This is a genomic window from Mariniluteicoccus endophyticus (assembly GCF_054780035.1).
Genome location: NZ_BAAGXC010000016.1, coordinates 130,590 through 148,819, shown reverse-complemented (window position 1 = coordinate 148,819; position 18,230 = coordinate 130,590). Strand labels below are relative to the sequence as shown.

The window sequence follows — 18,230 nt, the reverse complement described above, 5'->3', positions numbered from 1 at the left end:
GTGAAACCATCGACGCCATGGAAGACCTCGACGTACGCATCCTTGAGCTCCTCAGCAAGGACGGGAGGATGTCCTACACGGAGATCGGCCGCATCACCGGGCTGTCCACGTCGGCGGCCCAGCAGCGCGTACGCCGCCTCGAGCAGCGCGGCGTGATCGAGGGCTATGGCGTTCGCATCAACCCCACCGCGTTCGGCCACCTGCTCACGGCGTTCATCGCGATCTCGCCGTTCGACGCCTCGCAGCCCGACGACGCTCCGGAGCGGCTGGCCCACCTGCACGAGATCGTGTCGTGCTGGTCGGTGGCCGGCGAGTCGAACTATCTGCTGAAGGTTGAGGTCACCTCGCCGGAGCACCTGGAGAACCTGCTCGCCGAGATCCGCGCCGCTGCACACGTGTCCACGCGCACGACGCTGGTTCTGTCGGTACCCTTTGCCGACCGACCGAACCTGCATCCCGGACAGAACAGAAGTGACATCGACTGACCCCACGCCAGCACGGGTCGCCCTCACCGGCGTCGCCCTGCTCGACCGCCCCGGAAGGTGGGCCGTCGCCATCTCCCACGGCGCCGTCGTCGCCGTCGTGCCCGCCGCCATGGCCGGCACCCTCGGCCTGCCCGTCGCCGACGTCCGCCCACTGGTAGGTGAGCGGGCACTCCTGACCGCCGCCTTCGTCGACGCACACGCCCACGTGCTGCTGACGGGACGGGCGATGGCGGGCATCGACCTGGCGGCCTCGCGATCGGTCACCGACCTGCTGGCCGCGGTCGCGGCACGCCGGGCCCGTGACGGCCAGGTGCTGATCACCGGCCAGGGCTGGGACCACACCGACTGGCCCGAGGGCCGCCCGCCGACCATGGCGGAGATCGACCGGGCGGCGGCCGGCGGCCCGGTCTTCCTCACGCGCGTGGAGGTCCACTCTGCCCTCGTGTCATCCGCTCTGGTCGACCGGGTGCCGGGGCTGCGGGACGCCGACGGCTTCGACCCGTCGGGCTGGATCACGCGCGAGGCGTACGGCATGGCCGGCCGGGCGGTCGCCGGGATGTTCACAGACGGCCAGCGTGGCGACCAGGTCGAGGCGGCGCTCCGAGCCGCGGCGGCCCAGGGGATCGCATCGGTCCACGAGATGGGAGCGCCCCACCTCAACACCGTCCACGAGCTCGAGCTCACCCGCCGGGTGGCGGCCGGGCTCGGCATCGACCTGCCCGCTTACTGGGGCGCCGAGGCCACCGACGAGATCATCGAATGGGCGCTGGCCGAGGGCGTACGCGGCCTCGCCGGCGACCTGAACGCCGACGGCGCGATCGGCTCGCGCACCGCCTCGGTGTCGACGTGCTACCACGACGCCACCGGGGCCGACGGCTACCTCTACCTCGACGAGGACCGGGCGGCCGCCCACGTGATCGCGTGCACGCGCGCCGGCCTGCAGGCGGGATTCCACTGCATCGGCGACCGCGGCGTGACGACCTCGGCACGTGCCATGCGACGCGCCGCCGACGAGCTCGGCGCCGGCGTGGTGCGCCGTGCCCGGCACCGACTCGAGCACGTGGAAATGGCCTCCGACGAGGCGATCGCGACGATGGCCGAGCTTGGTGTGTGGGCCAGCATGCAGCCGCTGTTCGACGCCTGGTGGGGCATGCCCGGGGGTCTGTACGAGCAGCGGCTGGGCGAGCGCTACAGCACGCTCAACCGGTTTCGGACGATGCAGGAGGCCGGCGTACGGCTCGCCTTCGGGTCGGACTCGCCGGTGACCCCGTTCCACGGCTGGGATGTCGTCCGCGGCGCCGTCCACCACTGGCAGCCCGAGCAGCAGCTCGACTGGCGTGACGCCTTCCACCACACGACCGCCGCGGCCCGCGTGCTGGCCGACGGGCCGGCGCCCGCCGCTTATCCGGGCCACGGCGAGATCGCCGTGGGTGCCCCCGCCGACCTGGCGCTGTGGGCGTGCGAGGAGCTCACCGACGACGGCTGGCCGGTGCTCGACAAGTACGCCACGCTGCCCGCGTGCGCCGCCACGCTATCGGGTGGCAGGCTGGTCCACGACGACCGAGGGCTGGGCGAGGAGCTGGTGTGAGCACGACCGTCGACGACGCCACCACGACCGCCGCCGGCCCCACGGTCGCGTGGCCACGACTCCTCCGACCGCTGGCGACCTTCGTCGCCGGCGCCCTCACCGGCCTCGCCTTCGAGCCCACCAACCTGTGGCCCCTGGCCGTTCTCGGCCCGGCCGTGTTCCTGTGGCTGCTCCACCCGGCGAGCGGTGCACCCGCGCACGGGGCGGGGGAGCGCTGGTTCCGCCATCGCGGGCTCGGCCCCGGCTACCTGTTCGGCCTCGGACTGTGCGCGGTGACGTTGAGCTGGTTGCAGGTCCTCGTGCCGGGAGCCGGGCCGGTCATCGCCGCCGTGCTGATCGTCTTCGAGGCGGTCTTTTTCTCCCTGCTCGGCGCCGTGGTGCGCCTCGTCCAGCACGTCCCCTGGTGGCCGGTCGCAGTCGCCGGGGTGTGGGGGAGCATCGAGTGGCTCTACGGCCACGCGCCCTTCGGCGGTTTCGGGTGGATCCGGCTGGCGTACGCGGTCGTAGACGCTCCGTACGCGGGGCTCCTGCCCTTCCTGTCGGTGTCCGGCGTCTCCGTCGGCGTCGCCCTCGTCGCCGCCTCCCTCGCCTGGGCGGCGCTGCACCGGACGCGGGCCGGGACGGTCGTGGCGCTGGTGGCCGTCGTCGTGCCGGCGCTGCTCGGGCTGGCCGGCCGGTCGTGGACGCCGGCCGGCACGGGACAGAACGGCACCGTCGCCATCGGCATGGTCCAGGGCAACGTCGACGGGGTCGGTGTGGGCGGCATGGGTCGCGCCCGCTCGGTGACCAACAACCACCTGTCGGAGACGGTGACGCTGATGGCGCGCTCGCGGGCCGGCGTCCAGCCCATGCCTGACTTCGTGCTGTGGCCCGAGAACTCGACCGATATCGACCCGCTCCAGGACGCCGAGACGCGCCGGACCGTCAGTGCTGCGAGCGCCGTCGCGGGCGTGCCGATCTTCGTGGGTGCGGTGATGGACGGGCCGGGCACCGACGAGCGGCAGACCTCCGGCCTGTGGTGGATGCCCGACCAGACCGTCGCGGCCCGCTACGACAAGAGCAACCTGGTGCCCTTCGGCGAATACATCCCTTTCCGCGCCCAGCTCAAGCCGATGCTGCCGATCCTCGAGCTCGTGGGCGCCCAGTCGGTCGCGGGGACGACCCCCGGCTCGCTCGACGTGCCGCTCGCCGACGGCCGCCGCCTGCGCGTGGGTGACGTGATCTGCTTCGAGCTCGCGTACGACTCCACCGTCCACGAGGCCGTACGCGGGTCCGAGGTGGTCGTGGTCCAGTCGAACAACGCGACCTACCGGGGGACCGCGCAGCCGCGGCAGCAGTGGGCCATGACCCGCGTACGCGCCATGGAGGCCCGCCGCGACATCGTCGTCGCGACGACGAACTCGCTCTCGGGCCACATCGACGCCCGTGGCCGGGTCCTTGACCAGACCCGCGAGATGGTCCCGGCCTCCCGCACCTATGTGGTGCCGCGGCAGACGGGGATCACCCCCGCCATGCGATACGCCGGGCTCGTCGACCTGGCCGTGGGTCTGGCGGCGCTGGCCGGCCTCCTGGCGGCCTTTTCCGCGAAACGCGGACGCCCCAAGGCCGAGTGCCGGGGGTGATGCGCGATGATGGATCGCGCAACGAAGACTGCACCCCTTTGCACATCGACGAAAGAGCGACAGTGACCAACGACAACGAGGTGTACCCCGGCCTCGGCCGAGTACTGGTGATCATTCCCACGTACAACGAGGCCGAGAACGTCCCGTTGATCGTGGGTCGGCTGCGCACGGCGGTCCCGGCCGCCCACGTGCTCATCACCGACGACAACTCGCCCGACGGCACCGGTGACATCGCCGACCGGATCGCTGCCGACGACGACCATGTCCACGTCCTCCACCGCAAGGGCAAGGAGGGCCTCTCGGCCGCCTACCTCGCCAGCTTCCGCTGGGGCCTCGACGAGGGCTACGACGTGTTGGTCGAGCACGATGCCGACGGCTCCCACCAGCCCGAACAGCTCCACCGCCTGCTCGACGCGCTCGCGGCCGGGGCCGACATGGTCAAGGGCTCGCGTTGGGTCAAGGGCGGCTCGGTCATCAACTGGCCGATGCAGCGCGAGCTCCTTTCGCGAGGCGGCTCCCTCTACACGCGCCTGATGCTGGGCATCCCGATCAAGGACATCACCGGCGGCCTCAACGCCATGAGGGCCGAGCTGGTTCGCGCCATCATCGACGACATCGCCGCCAAGGGCTTCGGCATCCAGCGCGACCTGACGTGGTTCGCCTACCGCAAGGGGTTCAAGGTCGTCGAGGTCCCGATCGACTTCAAGGAGCGCGAGATCGGCAACTCGAAGCTCGGCAAGGACGTCTTCGTCGAAGCGCTCAAGCAGACCACAGTCATGGGCCTGCAGCACCGCGGTGGCCAGCTCAAGGACCTGGTCTCCAAGGGATCGTCCGCCGTCAAGAAGCGCAAGGCCGGCTCGAAGCGTTGATGGTCGACACTCCGTCGCGTCGGCGCTGGCTCATGCCGGCGCTCATGGTGCTGTTCGTCGCGGTGCCGCTGGCCGAGGTGTGGCTGCTGCTGCGCGTCGGCGACCTGCTGGGGCTGTGGCCCACCGTCGGGCTCCTCGTCCTGGCAGCGGTCGCGGGCTCGTGGCTGTCGAAGCGGGAGGGCACGAAGACCTGGCGTGCGCTCAAGGATGCCATGCGGTCGGGTCAGATGCCACAGGGCGAGCTCGCCGACGCTGGGCTCGTGCTGGCCGGTGGCATCATGCTCGTCTTCCCGGGTTTCTTCACCGATGTCGTCGGCATGTTCTTCCTGCTGCCGTTCACGCGACCGCTCGCGCGGAGGCTCCTGGGATGGCTGCTCAAGGCCCAGCTGGCGAAGATCAAGCCGGCTGCCCCCCTGGGCACGGGCCCGATGGGCATGCCCTACGGCGAGCAGCCGCAGCGACCGACGAGCCGCGACGGACGCATCGTGGTCGACGGCGAGGTCATCGACGTCGACCCCGACCAGCCCTGAGCCGGACGGGTCCCCAGGACATGACAGCGCCCCCGCCTGATGGCGGGGGCGCTGTCGTCGGGACTCACTTGGAACGGAGCAGGTCCAGGCGCTCGGCCAGGAGATCCTCCAGCTCGGCGATGGAGCGTCGTTCGAGGAGCATGTCCCAGTGCGTACGCTGGGGCTTGGTCTCCTTCACCTCCATCGGCACCCCGTCGGCGCGGACCGACTCCTGACCGCACCGTGGGCACTCCCAGCTGGTGGGGAGCTCCGCCTCTTCGGAGAAGGCACACGTGAAGCGGTGGCCTCGAGGACAGTCGAAGCCGATCTCCTGGCGGGGTGCGAACTCGATGGACTTCTCGTCCTCGAAGCTCTTCGCGCCCAGCCCGGAGCCGCGCAGTGATCGATCGGCCATGGTTTACCTCCGCTGTAGGGACATCCATCAGAACGCTCTTGCGGGTGGACTTGTTCCCACGACCTTAGCGGGCCTTTGACAACAGGCCTCCGCCGGGGTTAGAAATTGCGTTTCCGACATGGCGGAACCCCGTCGTGGCTGGCCCCGGACGGATATGGTGACCGCGTGACCGCCACCACCGTCGACCCCGCTGCACGGGGTCGCACCGCGCCGATGCGTACGCTCCTGTCGTGGATCTCGTGGGACTTCGGGTCCAACGCGTTCAACACCGTCATGTGGTCGTTCGTGTTCAGCGTGTACGCCACGTCCGGCCTCGTCGCCCCCTCCAAGGAGGTGGGCCAGCAGGTCTGGGCCAACATGCAGACCGCGAGCGGGTTCCTTCTCGCCGTGCTCGCCCCGTTGATGGGGGCCTGGGCCGACCGCGTGCAGAACCGCCGTCTCATGCTGACGGTTTCCACCCTGATCGTCGTGGTCTCGATGGCCTCGTGCTGGTATGTGCGGCCCGGCCACTCGATGTTCTACGTCGTGCTCGGCACCGGACTGCTCGCCCTGACCAACCTCGTTCAGGAGATCGCGGGCGTGTTCTACAACGGCATGCTGCTGGAGATCTCCAGCCCGCGCACCATCGGGCGCATCTCCGGAGCGGGCTGGGGTGCCGGATACTTCGGTGGCGTGCTGTGCCTGGCCATCGTCCTGTTCGGCTTCGTCCAGGGTGGTCCCGGCGGCACCGGCCTGCTGGGCCTGCCCGGGGACGACTCGCTCAACCTGCGGGCCATCGCCCCCTTCTGTGCACTGTTCCTGCTGGTGTCCTCCCTGCCCATCATGATCTGGGGTCCGAAGGGGGCCTCGGTGGTCCGCGCCGACCCGTTCAACCCGGTTCGGGCGTACGCCGACATCTTCCAGCGCATCATCCGCATGTGGCGCGACGAGCGCTCCCTGCTGCACTTCCTGCTCGCCTCCGCCGTCTATCGCGACGGGCTCGCGGCGGTGTTCGCGTTCGCCGGCACGATCGCCGCGAGCGAGTACGGCTTCAGCCCGGCCGAGGTGATCGTCTTCGGTCTGGCCGCCAACTTCATCGCAGCCGTGGGGACCTGGGTGCTCGGCCTGGTCGACGACCTCGTCGGCCCCCGCACCGTCATCATCGGTGCGCTGGTCACCATGGTGACCGCGGGTGTGGTTGTGGTCGTCGCCCACGACAAGCTCGTGTTCTGGGTGGGCGGCATGGTGATCTCGTCGATGGTCGGTGCCGTCCAGTCCAGCTCGCGCACGCTCCTGACACGCGTGATCCCGCCGGGCGAGGAGAACGAGACCTTCGGCCTGTACGCGACCGTGGGCCGCGCCGTGTCATTCATCGCTCCGGGGCTGGTCGCCATCATCACCGCGGTCGCCGGGGCGCGCTACGGCCTCCTGGGCGTCGTGCTGACGCTCCTGCTCGGGCTGGCGCTCTTCGTGCCGCTGCGCATCGACGGCGTCACCCACGGGCACCGCCGGGACCGCGACCGCGACGCGGGCTGAGCCCAGGCTCAGCCGGGCCAGATCCCGCGTTCCCGACAGACTTCCCGCAGGGTGTCGGTGCGATCGGTGACGATCCCGTCGACGCCCATGTCGATGAGGTCATGCATGACCTCGGGATCGTCGATCGTCCAGACATGGACGACCTTGCCCGCGGCGTGGGCCCGGTCGACCATCGCCGGGGTGAGTACGCGTACCTCCAGGCCGCCGAGGCGATGGGTGATCGGCATCTGGAAGGCCACGCCCGCATCGTTCAACAAGGCCGGGACCACCGGCACGAAGGAGGTCCAGGCGACTCCGAGCGTGCTGACAGACGTGGCGACCCGTGCCCCCATGAGGCGACGGAACGCCCGGATCCGGTCCATGCCGAACGAGCCAACGCACACCCGGTCGTGTGCACGGTGGGCGACGATGGCGTCGACCAGCGGCTCGACGGCCCCGGGCGCCTTGATGTCGATGTTGAAACGCACGTCGGGAAACGTCTCGAACAGCTCGTCCAGCGTGGGGATGGCGTCCTGGCCGCCGATGCGTACGTGCTCCAGCTCCGACCAGGGGAGGTCGGCGACGAGCCCCGTCGCCTCGCTGACGCGGTCGAGGCGGTCGTCGTGGAAGGCGATGAGCCGGCCGTCGGCGGTGGCGTGGACATCCGTCTCGAGCCACCGGTAGCCCAGCGCGACCGCCTGGGCGAACGCGTGCACGGTGTTCTCGCGACCCACGTTGGGTTCGTGGAGGGAGCCGCCGCGGTGGGCGAGCGGGATGAAGGGGGCGTCGAAGTAGGCGAAGTCGGACGCTCGGCGGCGCTGGTTCATGGCGCCAGTCTGGCAGGGCGCGCGGTCAGAGCCCCGGCAGGTACGCCAGCCACTCCCGGGCCACGGCCGGCAGCCACGGCGGGGGCCCGAACACGAGCATCATCAGGTAGGCCATGAGCCAACAGCACAGCGCGAACACGACCCAGAACAGGAGTCGCTGTGGCCAGCGCCAGCCCCGGTAGCGGCGGAACTGGGCCTTGAACCACAGCATGAGGTCCTGTGCCCACTCGAACTCACTGGCCCAGACCGCCAGCCCGAGCAGGAACAGCGGGATGCCGCCGGGCCCCGGCAGCGGACCCGTCAGGGCGGCGCCGACCATGAGCAGCAGGCCGACGACGGCCACGCCGATGCGGTAGAAGAACAGCTGGGTGGGGTTGCGCCGGATCTTGGCGCGCCACCTCCAGCGGTCCTCGTCGGCGTCGATGAGGTGGGGATGGTGGTCGTGCCGCAACGGGGTCGAGCCGGTCGGCTCGTGTTCGTCTACCCGGGGCATGGGGGCATCCTAGGCCCACCGGTCAAGTGTGGCGACTCAGGAGACGAGGAGGATTCCCCCCAGCGAGACCGCGGAGATGAAGACGGTGGCTGCGGCCCCGGTGAGGATGGTCCGTCCGCCGGTGGTCACCAGGTTGCGCAGGTGTACGCCGGCTCCCAGCGCGAACATCGCCAGGGCGAGGAGCAGGGTCTGGGCGACCTTCACGGTGTCGAGGACCTGGGCCGGGACGGGGACGAACGACCGGACGGCGACGGCGACGAGGAACCCGAGGACGAACAGCGGGACGAGAGGGGGACGCGTACCATCGTCGGCGCGACGGCGGTTGAGGGCGGTGACGCCCGCGACCATCGGGGCGAGCAGCAGGACGCGGGTGAGCTTGACGATCACCGCGACCGACAGCGCCGCACCGCCGACCGTGCCGGCGGCCGCCACCACCTGCGCGACCTCGTGGATCGAAGCCCCCGACCACGCCCCGAAGACCTCGGGCGGGAGCCGGAGGAGACCTGACAGCAGAGGGATCGCGGGGATCGCGAGGAGACCGAAGAACGTGATGATGCCGACGGCGGAGGCGACGTCCTCCTCCTCGGCGTCCACGGCACCGTTCATGCCGGCGATGGCCGCCGCGCCGCAGATCGAGCAACCGGCGGCGACGAGCAGGCCGAGCTCGGGCCGCAGCCCGAGGCGGCGCGCCAGCACGGTGGTGAACAGGAACGTCAGGAACGTCGCCACCACCACGACGCCCAGCAGCGGCAGCCCGAGGGCCCACACCGCGCCGAACGAGATCTGCAGACCCAGCAGGACGATCCCCAGACGCAGCAGGGGCTTGGCCGCGTACATCAGACCCGGCTTCAGCCCGTCGGGGAGGCTCAGGAGGTTGCCGGCGAGGATACCGAGCACCAGCGCGATGAGCAGGGGACTGAGCAGCGGCACGTAGCTGGTGACGAGCATGCCCGCCACCGCGACGGCGAGACACAGGAGCACACCCGGCGCGCGCTGGATCCAGACGGAGGTGCGGTCGGTTGTCGTCACACCTGCGAGTCTAGGGCGATCGTCAGCCGATGCCGATGACGTCGAAGCCCGTGGACGGCTCGGCGATCTCGTCCTGGGCGCCGACCACGTGGAGCTCGGGATCGCCGACCTCCACCGTGCGGCGCAGCACGCCGTAGACGATCGACGCCGTGCGTCCCAGCGCCTCGGCCGGAGATCCCGTGTCGAGGAGACCGGTGAGGAACATGGCGGCGGTGAGGTCACCAGAACCGGTGAAGCTGCGCTCGAACCGCGGCGTGGTGACCTTCCAGGCACCCGTGCCATCGACGGCGACCATGTCGATGGTGTCGGGCTCGGCCGCATCGTGGACGACCGAGGTGACGAGCACTGTCTCGGGACCACGCTCGCGAAGGGCCCGGGCTGCCGCGACGACCTCGTCGAGCGTCGTGCTCTCGGAGGCCGTGAGGAAGTCCAGCTCGAAGTGGTTGGGCGTCATCACATCGGCGGCCGGCGTGACGCGGTCGCGCATGAGCTCGGGGATGCCCGGGCGGCAGTAGAACCCGCGTCCCACGTCGCCCATGACGGGGTCGCAGCAGTAGAGGGCCTTCGGGTTGCGCTCCTTGACCAGCGCGACCGACTCGAGGATCGCTCCGGCGACGTCCTCACCACCCTGGTAGCCAGACAGCACGGCGTCGGCTCGACCCAGCACCCCGCGGTCGTCGATGCCTCGCACCACGTCGGCGATGTCTGCCGCCGCCAGCAGCGGCCCGCGCCAGGCGCCGTAACCGGTGTGGTTGGAGAACATCACCGTGTGGACCGGCCACACGTCATTCCCGCGCCGCTGCATGGGGAAAACGGCGGAGGAGTTACCCACGTGACCGTAGGCGACCGCGGACTGTATCGAGAGAATCGTGTGCACCGGGGAAGACTAGCGCTGCCGTCCCTGCTCCCGTGGCCCGTGTCGTCCCACGGAAGGGATCAGGTCTCGCTCTCGCCAGACTTGGTGCGCTGGGTCATCCGATGGTGGGCACGGGCGAGCATGTGGGACGACGCCGGGACGGTGAAGAGCTGGAACACCCCGACCAGGAACAGCATCCCCAGGTCGAAGGGGGAGCGAAGGCGCAGCGCCAGGCCCGCAAGGACCAGCAGGACGCCGAGCACCTGCGGCTTCGAGGCGGCGTGCATGCGCATGAACAACCCGTCGAGGCGGACGATGCCGATGGCGGATGCCAAGCACAGGAGGGCGCCGAGGAAGAGGAGGGCCAGGCCGACGACGTCGGCGACGCCGGTCCAGGAGAGGGTCGTGAGCACTGTCATCGGTCCTCCTGGTCGCGTCCGACGAAACGGGCGACGGCGACGGACGAGAGGAACCCGACCAGCGACAGCGAGACGAGGATCGGAACGGTGGAGACGTGTCGGGTGATCGCCGCCTCGACGCCGAGCGCGCAGATCATGGTCGCCACGAGCACCTCGTTGGCCACCGCCCTGTCGGCCACCGACGGGCCGCGGACGATGCGGTGGACGGTGAGCGCGGCGGCCACGGTCAGCATCACCCCGATGACCACGAGCACGACGTCTTCGATCATGCGTCCCCCTCCTTCGTCGGCCCCTCGTCCATCAGCTCGGCCGTGATGGCCGGATCGGGTTCCGGGGCGGGCTGGGCCACCAGCTGGTCGTAATGGGCGGCAAGCGCCTTCAGCACGCGCTGCTCCTGCGCCAGCACGCGTTCCCGCACCCGGTCGGACTCGTCTTCGTCGCGCAGGTCGAACACGTGCAGGAGAAGGTGGCGGCGCTCGGGATCGAGGTCGATCACGATGGTGCCCGGCACCAGTGCGGTCATCTCCGCAGTGATGACGGCGAACAGGTCGTCCGAGCACCGCAGCGTCACCGGCACCAGTCCGCCGCGCGGGTGGGACCACGGTGCGACGGCGGCGTACGCCACCCGGCAGCTGGCCACGACCAGGTCGACGTTGAAGCGCAGGAACAGCACCAGCAGCGACCACGGGCGTACGCGCAGCCCCAGCGACAGCGGCGGCAGCGGGAACACGACGAGGATCGCAGCGCCCACGAGCAGACCCCCGATGGCCGTCGCCCAGGTGAGGCGTCCCCACAGGAGCACCCAGACGACGGCCAGCAGGAACATCGGACCGGGCTGGAGGCGGCGCAGCGTGCGCGTCAGCGGGCTCATTCGATGCCTCCCGGGAACACGGCGCCGATGTAGGTGTCACGGTTGCGCAGCTCGGCGGCGGAGCGCTCGGTGATGGCGTACAGCGGTCCCGCGACGACCGAGAGCGCGATGCCGACCGCGACGAGCACCATGGTGGGCACGAGCATCCCGCGGGGGATCCGGCGCTCGCCGTGGCGTTGGAGCTCGCGCAGGCGTGCGGGGTCGAGGTCGGACTCGGTGAGCTCGGCGACGGGCTTGCTCCAGAAGGCGCGCGCCCACACGCGGGCTACCGCGTACAGCGTGAGCAGGCTGGTCAGGGCTGAAGCGGCCACGAGCGCGTACGCCATGGGCGTGCCCGCGCGTACGCCGCCCTGCATCAGCGCGACCTTGCCGAGGAAGCCGGAGAAGGGCGGGATGCCGGCGAGGTTGATGGCGGGCAGGAAGAACAGCACCGCCACCATCGGCGCGGTGCGTGCGAGACCACCCAGCTCGGTCAGGGACGTGGTGCCGCGACGCCACTGGACCAGACCGACGACCAGGAACAGGGTGGTCTGGATGAGGATGTGGTGGGCCACGTAGAAGATCGCGCCGGACAGGCCGATCGTGTTGCCGACGGCCACGCCGAACAGCAGGTAGCCGATGTGGCTGACGAGAGTGAACGACAGGAGACGTTTGATGTCGTCCTGGGCGATGGCGCCGAGGATGCCCGCGAGCATCGTCAGTGCTGCGGCGACCAGGAGGATGGGGTCCAGCCTGCCGTGGGGGAAAAGCAGGGTCTCGGTGCGGATGATCGCGTACACGCCGACCTTGGTGAGCAGGCCGGCGAACACCGCGGTGACGGGTGCGGGGGCGGTGGGGTAGGAGTCGGGCAACCACCCCGACATGGGGAACACTGCCGCCTTGACGGCGAAGCCGAGCAGAAGCAGCAACTGCAGGGTGAGCTGGGTCCCCGGCGGCAGCCCGTCGAGCCGTACGGCGAGCTGGGCGAGGTTGACCGTGCCCGTCGCGGTATAGATGAAGGCGATGGCGGCGAGGAAGAACATCGACGACAGCAAGCTGACGAACACGTAGTTCACGCCCGCGCGTACGCGGTCGCTCGAACCACCGAGCGTCAGCAGCACGAAGCTCGCGACCAGCAGCATCTCGAAGCCGACGTAGATGTGGAACAGGTCGCCGGAGACGAACGTCGTCGAGACGCCCGCCAGCAGCACCATGAGCGTCGGGTGGAAGATCGGCAGCGGGGCCTCGCCGTCACGCTCGTCGTCGGACGAGGCGCCCTGGCCGATGGCGTACATCGTCACGCCGAGGGTCACCGTCGTGGAGACCACGAGCATCAGCGCGGCCAGCCGATCGACCACGAGGACGATGCCGGTCGGGGCGTGCCAACCGCCCACCTCCACGACCAGCGGTCCCTGGATGTCGGACAGCGCGAGGAGGCCGAGGGACGCGGCCAGGACGCCGCCGAGGACCGCCAGTGTCACCACGCGCTGCCACAGGTCGCGGCGGGACAGGACCAGTGTCAGGCCGGCACCGACCAGCGGGAGGACGACCGGCAGGGGGACGAGCATGGACGACAACGTCATGAGTCCCTCCTCGGCTGCTCGTGGTCGATGACGGGCACGTCTCCCTCGTGGGGCTCGTCCTCGTGGGGCGGTGGGACGTACTGGCGGGAGTGGCCGCCGGGGTCCGGGTCGTCGTCGGGCTCGGCCGCGGCGTCCTCGGTGAAGTCGGAGCCGGACATGTCGTTGGCCTCAGCCCTGGCGAGGATGCGCACGTCCTCGGTGTCGTCGACGATGACGTCGCTCTGGTCGAGCTGCCACGACCGGTGCGAGAGCGCCATCACGAAACCGGTCAGCGCGAGCGTGATGACGATGGCGGTGAGCACCATCGCCTGCGGCAGGGGATCGCTCATCTCCTCGACGGGGGCGGTCCCGACAATGGGGGCGCGCCCCGCGGGGCCGCTCGCGATGAGGAACAACAGGTTGATGCCGTTGCTCATGAGCAGGACGCCCAGGAAGGCGCGGACGATGCCGCGGGACATGAGCAGCGTCACCCCGGTGCCGACGAGCACGCCGACGAGGATCGCCAGGGTCAGGTTGGCGGTCATCGGCCCACCTCCTCGCCGTAATGGGAGTCGGAGTGGGCCGGCGAGTCGTCAAGCGTACGCCCGGGGCCGGATTCGATCTGCTTGTCGATGGCGCCACCGAGGCTGCGGAGGATGTCGAGCATGAGCCCGATGACCACGAGGTAGACGCCGATGTCGAAGACCAGAGAGCTGACGACGTGGATCTTGCCGACCAGCGGGATGTGGAGGTAGGTGTGCCAGGTCTGCAGCACGTCGCCACCGGCGAGCATGGACACCAGCCCGTTGCCGGCCGACAGGAACAGCCCGGTGCCGAGTAGCACGCCGGGCATGACGGGCGCGGCGGCACGCATCTCGTCACGCCCACCGGCGAGGTAGCGCACGACGATGGCCAGGCCCGCCACGAGGCCGGCCGCGAAGCCGCCGCCCGGCGCGTTGTGGCCCGACAGCAGCAGGAACACCGACCACACCATCACGACGTGGAAGATCAGCCGAGCGACGACCTCGAGGATCACCGAGCGGCGCTCGGGCATCAGGTCGCGGCCCTCGGCCAGCCAGCGCGGGTGGTCCTTGGCGTGACGGCGACGCCGCAGGCGGATCTCGTCGAGCTTGCGGCGGGCCGAGTCGACGTTCGATTCCTCGAGGAAGATCAGCGAGGCGATGCCGGTCGCGGCGGCCAGCACCACCGACAGCTCGCCCATGGTGTCCCAGGCCCGCGTGTCGACGAGGATGACGTTGACGATATTGGTGCCGCCGCCGAACTCGACGGCGCTGCGGTCGAGCCCGGTCGACGCGGGTGGTGCGGTCCGCATGGAGGGCAGGACGAGGGCCAGCCCCGTCATCACGACGCCCACGAGCACGCCGAAGACGGCCCGAACGCCGCGGCGCAGACGGGGCGTGTCGTCGTTGAACCGCGGGGACAGGCGTCGCAGCACCAGCACGAACACGATGATGGAGACGGTCTCGACGAGCACCTGGGTGAGCGCGAGGTCCGGGGCGCCGTGCAGCAGGAACAGGTAGGCGCAGGCATAGCCCGTTCCGCCGACGAGGATGACGGCGCGCAGGCGGCGGCGGGCGCGTACGGCGCCCACGGCCATCAGGGTGGCCAGCACGGCGACCGCGACCTGGGCCGGCGTGTCGTAGGCGCGGATGCGGGACTCGGACAGTGCGTACCCGCCGACGAGCAGCGAACCGCCGGGGAGCACCACGAACACCAGCAGGATGAGTGCCAGCGACAGCGGGAGCGAGCCGCGCTGGATGAGGCCCGTTGTCTCGAGCGACAAGCGGTCGAGAAGACGCATGCCGAAGCGGTAGGCGCGCTCGGCCAGCGGCTGGTCGGTCGGATCAGTCAGCAGGCGCGCCACGGGGCGCCGGGCCGCGTCGAGGGCGAAGCCCAGCCCCCACGTGAGGAACGACAGCAGCAGCGCGGTGTTGACCCCGTGCCACAGCCCGAGGTGGGTGTGGGCGGGCGTGGCACCGACTGTGTCGGCGTACGCCCGCAGCGCCGGTTCCAGCAGGGGCGACGCCACGGCGAGCGCGAGCGTCCCCAGCGAGAGGACGAACGGCACGCCCTGCAGGAGCACGCCGGGGCGGTGGACCTCACAGCGGTCGACGGCGGGACTGTTGCGGAAGGCACCGCGGACGAATCGCAGCGAGTAGGCCAGAGTGAGCGCAGATCCGAGGACGAGGACGAGCAGGACCCACGGCGCGTACGCGGCGTCGGATCCGGCGTACGCGGCGTACGCGGTCTCCTTGCCGACGAAGCCGAGCAGCGGCGGGAGGCCTGCCATCGATGCGGCGGAGACCGTGGCCGCGGCGGCCAGCCACGGCATCTCCTGGCGCAGGCCGGTCAGCAGGCGCAGGTCGCGAGTGCCGGTCGAGTGGTCGATGGCACCGACGGTGAGGAACAGTGCGGCCTTGAACAGCGCGTGCGCCAGCAGCATCGTCACGCCGGCCAGCGCGGCGTCGGCGGTGCCGGTGCCGACGAGCACGACGAGGAAGCCCAGCTGGCTGACGGTGCCGTACGCCAGCAGCAGCTTCAGGTCGTACTGGCGCAGGGCCTGGACAGCGCCGAGCACCATCGTCGCCCCGCCGAGCACGAGGACGGTCGGCAGCCAGCCGGGGACGTGGGCGTACGCGGGGGCGAGGCGCGCCACCAGGTAGACGCCGGCCTTGACCATGGCTGCGGCGTGGAGGTACGCGCTGACCGGGGTCGGGGCTGCCATCGCGCCCGGGAGCCAGAAGTGGAAGGGGAGCAGGGCCGACTTCGAGACCGCACCCGCCAGCACGAGGACGACGGCGATCGAGGTGAGCGTGCCGGGCTCGACACGCGCGAGCACGGCGGACAGGCGGTAGGTTCCGGCCTGCTCACCGAGCACGATGATGCCGATCAGCATCGCGAGGCCGCCGAGCGTGGTGACGACGAGGGCCTGCATGCCGGCCGCGCGGCTGGCGCGGCTCTCGGGCCGGTGGCCGATGAGCAGGTACGACAGGATCGTCGTGGCCTCCCAGAACAGGTAGAGCACGAGCATGTCGTCGCTGGTGACCAGGCCCATCATGGCCCCGGCGAAGGCGAGGAGGCAGGCCGCGAAACGGCCGAGCCCGGGCTCGTCGTCGTCGAAGTACGCGGCGCAGTAGACCAGCACCAGCGCGCCGATGCCGCCGACCACCAGGCACATCAGCCACGACAGCGGGTCGAGCCGGAACGCCAGCTCGAGGCCGAGGGCGGGCACCCATCGCACCCGCTCGGTGGGTGGGGTGGGGGAGAGCGCGGCACCGGTTCTGCTGAGCGCCCAGACGAAGGTCGCCGCCGGCGGCACGGCCAGGGCGAGGAATGCGCGGGGGCCGAGGCGCCGGATGAGGGCTGGGGCGACGAGGGCCACCAGAACGTGGCAGGTCACCAGCAAGCCCACGCGGTCTCCTCGGAAGGTCGTCGAAACTAGGTCGTCGGTCGCCACGACGTGGCGGGGACGGTGTGGGCGCCAACACCTGCGATCGCAGCTGGTCCACCGGCACGCCGTCAGGCACAGCCTATCGATGATGACGAAGGGCCGCCCCACGGGGGCGGCCCTTCGTGCTGATCGACGACTCAGTCCTGGAAGACCTCGATGTTGGCGCCGACCTTGTTGAGGCGGGTGGCCAGGTCCTCGTAGCCGCGGTTGATGACGTAGACGTCGCGGAGGATCGAGGTGCCCTTCGCCGCGAGCATGGCGAGCAGGATGCACACGGCCGGCCGAAGCGCGGGCGGGCAGACGACCTCCTGGTAGCGCCAGCGCGTCGGCCCGCGCACGATGACGCGGTGCGGATCGAGCAGCTGGACGTTTGCACCGAGACGGTTGAGGTCCGTCATGCGGATCGCACGGTTCTCGTAGACCCAGTCGTTGATCAGCGTCTCGCCGTCGGAGCACGCAGCGATCACGCCGAAGAACGGCAGGTTGTCGATGTTGAGTCCCGGGAACGGCATCGGGTGGATCTTGTCGATCGGGGCGCTCAGCACGGACGGGTGGACCGTCAGGTCGACCAGACGCGTCTTGCCGTTCGCCGAGAAGTACTCGTCGGTGGTCTCGTATTCCAAACCCATCTCGCGCAGGATCGACAGCTCGATCTCTAGGAACTCGATGGGGGCGCGCTCGATGGTCAGCGTCGAGCGGGTCACGATCGCCGCCGTCAGCAGGCTCATCGCCTCGATCGGGTCCTCGGACGGCGCGTACTCCACGTCGGTGGCGATCGACTCGACGCCCGTGATGGTCAGGGTGGTCGTGCCGATCCCCTCGATCTTCACGCCGAGCTGCTGCAGGAAGAAGCACAGGTCCTGGACCATGTAGTTGGACGAGGCGTTGCGCAGCACGGTCGTCGCCGGGGTCATCGCCGCAGCCATCAGGGCGTTCTCGGTCACGGTGTCACCGCGCTCGGTGAGGATGATCGGCTTCTCGGGGGCGCTCGGCTGGGCCGTGCACTGGTAGAAGCCCTCCGTCGCGACGACCTCGAGGCCGAAGTGGCGCAGCAGCTGCAGGTGGGGCTCGATGGTGCGCGCGCCGAGGTCGCAGCCACCGGCGTACGGCAGCTGGAACTCGGGGTAGAAGTGCATGAGCGGTCCGAGGAACATGATGATGGAACGCGTACGCCGCGCCGCAGCCACGTCCATCTGGTCGAGGCGCAGCTCGTCGGGACGCGTCAGGACGAGATCGGCCTTGTCGTCGGACCAGCGGGCCTCGACGCCGATCGAGGTGAGCACCTCCACGATGCGGTTGACCTCCTCGATGCGCGCGATGCCGCGCAGCGTGGTCGTGCCGCGGTTGAGCAGCGAGGCGCACAGCAGTGCGACGGCCGCGTTCTTCGAGGAGCGGACTTCGATGGAGCCCGACAGCGTGGTGGGTCCCTCGATGCGCAGGTGTTCTGGTCCCGAGCCGCCCACGGTGATGAGCTCGCTGCCCAGTGCCGTGGCGATCCGGTTGATCATCTCGAGACTGAGGTTCTGGTTGCCGGCCTCGATCCGGTGGACGGCGCTCTGTGAGGTGCCGAGGAGGTCGGCCAGCTGCTGCTGGGTCAGCCCCCGGTGCTTGCGCGCGTCACGGATGAGTCCGCCGATACGGTCAGGTGAAGTTTCAGTCACCGGTCCACGGTAACTCATGGACGATATTTTTCAACTTCGCGCGTAGGCGTTTCGGAGGGCTGGCGCGAAGCGGCGCGGC

At 70.2% G+C, this 18,230-nt stretch carries 18 protein-coding genes; 6 read left to right on the top strand and 12 right to left on the bottom strand.

The genetic code is table 11. From position 1 onward, the window contains the following. Positions 1–17 precede the first annotated feature (17 nt). From ACYVGD_RS06035 to ACYVGD_RS06015, 5 genes are all read left to right on the top strand, one after another. Positions 18–485: an Lrp/AsnC family transcriptional regulator gene (locus ACYVGD_RS06035; protein WP_460742114.1), complete on the top strand. Its 468-nt coding sequence runs from the start codon at positions 18–20 to the stop codon at positions 483–485. Then, positions 472–2,073, top strand: a complete 1,602-nt coding sequence (locus tag ACYVGD_RS06030; RefSeq protein ID WP_460742112.1) for an amidohydrolase — start codon at positions 472–474, stop codon at positions 2,071–2,073. Before ACYVGD_RS06035 ends, ACYVGD_RS06030 begins: the two co-directional genes overlap by 14 nt. Further along, positions 2,070–3,695, top strand: coding sequence for an apolipoprotein N-acyltransferase (gene lnt / locus ACYVGD_RS06025; RefSeq protein ID WP_460742111.1), 1,626 nt, complete (start codon positions 2,070–2,072; stop codon positions 3,693–3,695). Before ACYVGD_RS06030 ends, lnt begins: the two co-directional genes overlap by 4 nt. Before the next feature lie 62 nt (positions 3,696–3,757). Beyond that, positions 3,758–4,564 (top strand): polyprenol monophosphomannose synthase, encoded by an 807-nt coding sequence (locus ACYVGD_RS06020; protein WP_460742110.1) that lies wholly within the window; start codon positions 3,758–3,760, stop codon positions 4,562–4,564. Next, positions 4,564–5,094: an FxsA family protein gene (locus ACYVGD_RS06015; protein WP_460742108.1), complete on the top strand. Its 531-nt coding sequence runs from the start codon at positions 4,564–4,566 to the stop codon at positions 5,092–5,094. Before ACYVGD_RS06020 ends, ACYVGD_RS06015 begins: the two co-directional genes overlap by 1 nt. A gap of 64 nt (positions 5,095–5,158) precedes the next feature. Here the strand turns inward: ACYVGD_RS06015 and ACYVGD_RS06010 are convergent, their stop codons facing one another. Then, positions 5,159–5,488 (bottom strand): RNA polymerase-binding protein RbpA, encoded by a 330-nt coding sequence (locus tag ACYVGD_RS06010; protein WP_460742107.1) that lies wholly within the window; start codon positions 5,486–5,488, stop codon positions 5,159–5,161. A gap of 165 nt (positions 5,489–5,653) precedes the next feature. Here ACYVGD_RS06010 and ACYVGD_RS06005 point away from each other — a divergent pair, with 165 nt between their 5' ends. Continuing rightward, positions 5,654–7,003 (top strand): MFS transporter, encoded by a 1,350-nt coding sequence (locus ACYVGD_RS06005; RefSeq protein ID WP_460742106.1) that lies wholly within the window; start codon positions 5,654–5,656, stop codon positions 7,001–7,003. Positions 7,004–7,011: 8 nt separating this feature from the next. On the opposite strand, the gene ACYVGD_RS06000 is transcribed toward ACYVGD_RS06005, so the two are convergent. From ACYVGD_RS06000 to ACYVGD_RS05950, 11 genes are all read right to left on the bottom strand, one after another. Then, positions 7,012–7,809, bottom strand: coding sequence for a glycerophosphodiester phosphodiesterase (locus ACYVGD_RS06000; protein WP_460742104.1), 798 nt, complete (start codon positions 7,807–7,809; stop codon positions 7,012–7,014). A 25-nt stretch (positions 7,810–7,834) separates the two neighbouring features. Then, a complete protein-coding gene (locus ACYVGD_RS05995) occupies positions 7,835–8,302 on the bottom strand; it encodes a PGPGW domain-containing protein (protein ID WP_460742103.1) in 468 nt (155 codons plus the stop codon). A 36-nt stretch (positions 8,303–8,338) separates the two neighbouring features. Next, on the bottom strand, positions 8,339–9,331 hold the full coding sequence (locus ACYVGD_RS05990; protein WP_460742101.1) for a YeiH family protein: 993 nt from the start codon (positions 9,329–9,331) through the stop codon (positions 8,339–8,341). Positions 9,332–9,353: 22 nt separating this feature from the next. Next, positions 9,354–10,208, bottom strand: a complete 855-nt coding sequence (gene pdxY, locus ACYVGD_RS05985) for a pyridoxal kinase PdxY (RefSeq protein WP_460742100.1) — start codon at positions 10,206–10,208, stop codon at positions 9,354–9,356. A gap of 59 nt (positions 10,209–10,267) precedes the next feature. Next, the gene (mnhG, locus tag ACYVGD_RS05980; RefSeq protein ID WP_460742099.1) at positions 10,268–10,606 is read right to left on the bottom strand and encodes a monovalent cation/H(+) antiporter subunit G; all 339 of its coding nucleotides are present in this window, start codon (positions 10,604–10,606) and stop codon (positions 10,268–10,270) included. Then, positions 10,603–10,875 carry a monovalent cation/H+ antiporter complex subunit F gene (locus ACYVGD_RS05975; RefSeq protein WP_460742098.1) on the bottom strand — a complete coding sequence of 91 codons (273 nt, stop codon included), beginning with the start codon at positions 10,873–10,875 and terminating at the stop codon, positions 10,603–10,605. The genes mnhG and ACYVGD_RS05975 overlap by 4 nt, the downstream gene beginning before the upstream one ends. Beyond that, on the bottom strand, positions 10,872–11,477 hold the full coding sequence (locus ACYVGD_RS05970) for a Na+/H+ antiporter subunit E (RefSeq protein WP_460742097.1): 606 nt from the start codon (positions 11,475–11,477) through the stop codon (positions 10,872–10,874). The genes ACYVGD_RS05975 and ACYVGD_RS05970 overlap by 4 nt, the downstream gene beginning before the upstream one ends. Further along, on the bottom strand, positions 11,474–13,039 hold the full coding sequence (locus ACYVGD_RS05965; RefSeq protein WP_460742096.1) for a Na+/H+ antiporter subunit D: 1,566 nt from the start codon (positions 13,037–13,039) through the stop codon (positions 11,474–11,476). Before ACYVGD_RS05965 ends, ACYVGD_RS05970 begins: the two co-directional genes overlap by 4 nt. Next, entirely contained in the window at positions 13,036–13,563 is a 528-nt protein-coding gene (locus ACYVGD_RS05960) for a Na(+)/H(+) antiporter subunit C (RefSeq protein ID WP_460742095.1), read from the bottom strand. Before ACYVGD_RS05960 ends, ACYVGD_RS05965 begins: the two co-directional genes overlap by 4 nt. Then, positions 13,560–16,451, bottom strand: a complete 2,892-nt coding sequence (locus ACYVGD_RS05955) for a Na+/H+ antiporter subunit A (protein ID WP_460742094.1) — start codon at positions 16,449–16,451, stop codon at positions 13,560–13,562. Before ACYVGD_RS05955 ends, ACYVGD_RS05960 begins: the two co-directional genes overlap by 4 nt. A gap of 176 nt (positions 16,452–16,627) precedes the next feature. Continuing rightward, positions 16,628–18,169 carry a helix-turn-helix domain-containing protein gene (locus tag ACYVGD_RS05950; RefSeq protein ID WP_460742093.1) on the bottom strand — a complete coding sequence of 514 codons (1,542 nt, stop codon included), beginning with the start codon at positions 18,167–18,169 and terminating at the stop codon, positions 16,628–16,630. Between the last annotated feature and the right edge of the window lie 61 nt (positions 18,170–18,230).